The sequence below is a fragment of the Streptomyces bohaiensis genome (genome assembly GCF_012033785.1).
Classification (GTDB): domain Bacteria; phylum Actinomycetota; class Actinomycetes; order Streptomycetales; family Streptomycetaceae; genus Streptomyces; species Streptomyces bohaiensis.
Map to the genome: position 1 here is coordinate 1 of NZ_JAAVJC010000361.1, position 3964 is coordinate 3964.

2 protein-coding genes are annotated in these 3964 nt (G+C 76.1%); both read right to left on the reverse strand.

Going from position 1 to position 3964, the window contains the following annotated elements:
- A partial coding sequence (locus HCN52_RS22575; protein WP_312876842.1) for a sensor histidine kinase occupies window positions 1-1181 on the reverse strand: 1181 nt, incomplete at its 3' end.
- Between the two features lie 80 nt (window positions 1182-1261).
- Window positions 1262-3583 carry an MMPL family transporter gene (locus tag HCN52_RS22580; RefSeq protein WP_168090286.1) on the reverse strand — a complete coding sequence of 774 codons (2322 nt, stop codon included), beginning with the start codon at window positions 3581-3583 and terminating at the stop codon, window positions 1262-1264.
- Window positions 3584-3964: the final 381 nt, after the last annotated feature.

The following is a 3964-nucleotide window of genomic DNA, read 5'->3' on the forward strand; positions in this document are numbered from 1 at the left end:
CCCGAGGGGCCTCCGCCCACCGGGCGGTCCGGGCGGTCCGGGCCGGTACCGACGCCCGGCTCCCCGCCCGGCCCGTCGCCGAGCGGCAGCACCGCGCGGACCACCCACCCCGGCCCGTCGGCCCGCGGTCCCGCCGTCACCGTGCCGCCCACGCTGCGCGCCCGCTCGCGCATCCCCACGATGCCGAATCCGCCGTCGCCCTCCTGGGGCTCCCCGCCGCCACCGTCCGCGACCGACACCACCACCTCCCGCTCCCGGACGGCCACCTCCAGCTCCACCGCCACCCCCGCCCCGGCATGCCGCACCGCGTTGGTCAGCGACTCCTGCACGATCCGGTGGACCGCGGCCCCCACCGCCGCGGACAGCGGCGGCACCGGCTCCCCCGACCACCGCACCCTGGCCCCGGCCGCCCCGGCCGCCCGCACCAGGTCCGGCAGCCCCGCGGGCCCCGGCGGCGGCCCCTGCTCCGGCTCACCCGCCCGCAGCACCTCCAACGTCCGCCGCAGCTCGATCCGCGCGTCCCGGCAGGTCGCCGCGATCCCGTCCAGCGCCTGCGCCAGTGCCGGCCGGTCCAACCGGTCCGGATCGGCGATCAGCACGTGCGAGGCGACCGAGGTCTGCACCCCGATCAGCGTGATGCTGTGCGCCAGCAGGTCGTGGAGGTCCCGCGCGATCCGCAGCCGCTCCTCCGCCACCGCCCGCGCGGCCTCCTCCTCCCGCGTCCGCTCCGCCCGCTCCGCGCGCTCGGTCACCGCGGCCACGTAGTTCCGCTGGATGCGCATCGTCTCGCCGAAGACCAGCACCACCAGCACCCAGCCGGCCGTCTGGAACATCGCCAAGCCGCCCTCCGGGCTGACCAGCAGCATGATCCCGACCGCCGTGGCGATGACCCCGCCCCCGGCGGCCACCGTCCGCAGCCGCGGACCGACCACCGCCACCGAGTACACCGCCACCACCGAGGCCGGCACCGCCGCGGCGTGCGCGTAGTCCAGCGCGTGGTACGGCCCGACCGACACCGTCATCAACCCCAGCACCAGCAGCGGATGCACCAGCCGCCACGCCAGCGGCACCACCGCCACCGCCAGCAGCACCCATCCCAGCAGGTCCGGCGCCTCCCCGTGACCCAGCCGGGTCAGCGCCAGCACCGCCGTCAACGCCGCCACCGCCGCCGTCAACGCCACGTCCGAGCCCGTGGGCCGCCGCCGGGGAAGGGCACCGCCGCCCGGGGACAGCAGCCCCCGGGCGGCGGTGGCGAGACGGGTCAGGATGACGCGCTCCCGCCCCTACCGGACCGGCCGCCGACCACTGCCGGCACACCATCGTCCCCGGCAGGTGCCCCGGGCGCCTCGGACGCCCCACCGGTGCCGCCGGTCCCACCGGCCGGCGGCACCGCGCCCCGGCCGCCGCCGCCCGGCGCGCCACCGGGTCGCGACAGCGCGCCCGGCCACCACATCCGCCGGTCCAGCAGCCAGCACGCCGAGGTCAGCAGGTAGGGACGCACCAGGAAGGTGTCCATCAGCACACCCACCGCCACCACGAAGCCCAGTTCCACCATGACCACGAGCGGCAGGCTCATCAGCACCCCGAACGTCGCCGCCAGCACGATGCCGGCCGAGGCGATCACGCCGCCGGTCTTGCGCAGCGCGATCAGCACCGCCTCACGGGTCTCCGCGCCGCGCAGCGCCTCCTCCCGCATCCGGTGCATCAGGAAGATCCCGTAGTCCACGCCCAGCGAGACGCTGAAGGCGAACGTCAGCAGCGGGATCCAGCCGTCCATCCCCTCGAACCCGAAGACCGGCCCGAAGAACAGCCCACCCAGCCCCAGCGCCGCGCCCCAGGAGACGACGACCGCGGTGAGCACCAGCGCCGCCGCGACCAGGCTGCGGAAGAGCAGGACCAGGATCAGCAGCACCGAGATCAGCACCAGCGGAATGACGACCACCCGGTCGCGGGCGTTGGTGTCGTCCAGGTCCACGGCCTGCGCGGTGTTGCCGCCCACCAGCGCGCCACGGCCGTCCACCTCCGCCAGCGCCTCGCGCAGCTCACGGACGGTCTCCCGCTCCTCGACCGAGTCCGAGGCGCCCGCGGCGAAGACGTTGATCTCGGTCCAGCCGTCGGCGGCGCGCCCCGGCACCACCCGGGCGACACCGTCGGTCTCCTCGGCCGCGGCCACCGCGGCGTCGGCGTGGTCGCTGTCGGCGACCACCGTGATCGGCTGCGTGGACTGCCCGGGGAAGGCGTCGGCGACGGTCTGCATCGCCACCACCGAGTCGGGGGTCTGCGTGAAGAAGTCCTCGTCCTTCAGCGGCCCCGGCAGGTTCAGGTTCCCCAGCGAGAGCGCACCCAGCAGGACCAACCCGCCGACCAGCAGCGCCGCGGGACGACGACTCACCGAGGTGCCCATCCGGGCGAAGATGTTGCCGCGCCCGCCCGGCTCGCTGCCGTACTCCGGGACCAGCGGCCAGAACACCCGACGGCCGCAGAGCACCAGCAGCGCCGGCAGCAGCGAGACCATCACCAGCAGCGCGCAGAGCACACCGGCCGCACCCACCGGGCCCAGGCCGTTGCTGCTGTTGTGGTCCGCCGCCATCAGGCAGAGCAGACCGGCGGCCACCGTCCCGGAGGACGCCAGCAGCGCCGGGACGCAGCCGCGCAGCGCGGTGCGCATCGCCTCGTACGGGACGCGGTGCTCCCGCAGCTCGTCGCGGTACCGCGCCACCAGCAGCAGCGCGTAGTCGGTACCCGCGCCGAAGACCAGCACCGTCATGATCGACGAGGCCTGGGTGGAGACGGTGATGCCGAAGACCTGCACCAGCGCGTAGACGGTCGCCATGGCGGCCATCGCGGCGATACCGACGCAGACCAGCGGCAGCAGCCACAGCAGCGGGCTGCGGTAGATCACGATCAGCAGCACCGTGACCACGGCGACGGTGGCCAACGTCAGCGTGAGGTCGATCGACTGGAAGACCGACCCGGCGTCCGCGCCGATCGCGGCCGGCCCGCCGACCTGCGCGGTCAACCCCTCCGGCAGGTCCTGCCCGACGATGTCGCGCACCAGGTCGACGGCTGCCGCCGCCGGGTCGTCCTCGGCGTCCTCGCCGCCGCCCGGCACCTGCTGGTCCGGGGCGAGCGAGATCGCACGGAAGGCCGTGGTGCCGTCCTCGGAGACCACCGGGTCCGCGAGGTCGCCGACGACCTCCAGCCGGTCGGCGACGGTCTCGGCGTGGCGGTCGGCGACGGCCAGGTCCTCGCCGGTCAGCCCGTCCTCCCGCTGGTGGACCAGGATCACGTCGTCGGTGCCGCCACCCGGCAGCTCCCGCACGATCTGCGCCACCTCGGTGGACTCCGCGCTGTCCGGCAGGTAGGCGAGCGAGTCGTCCTCCGTCTCACCGCTCAGCTGCCCCGCGAACGGTCCCAGCAGCGCCAGGAGCACAACCCACAGCGCCACGGTGGCCCAGGGCAGCGCGAGCCGGCGGGACCGCGGAGTGCCGCCCCCGCCCGCCGCCGCGCCACCCGGCGGACCGGACCCTGCGGAGCCGTCGTCGGGGGAACCGCCGCGGGCGGCCGTGGCTTCGGCCCTCATCGTGTGGGCCTCCTGTCGTCGTCGCTGGTGAGCCGGCGGGCAGCCGCCGGGTGGCGGATACCCGGCCCGACCGGTCGCACGCCGGCCCGACGCGACCCGCCGGACCGCCGCCGCGGCACACGGAGCGGGCACCGTTCCAGCATCCGTGGCGCACCGGCGCCGCCGGGTCGCCCGCGGGGGTGATCCACCGCGTACTCCCACCGGTGACAGGGCGCTTGTGATACTCCCCCGGGATGACTCCCGCAGGTGGCGCGCCACCCCGGTGAGGGCACGCCGCCCGCTCGCACGGCGGCGCGCCCGCCCCTGCCGGGCCCTGTTCCGGGGCGGCGGCATTCGGGGCCGCCCCGCCGCACGCGGGTGACCGGCCGCCCGGGCGTGCGG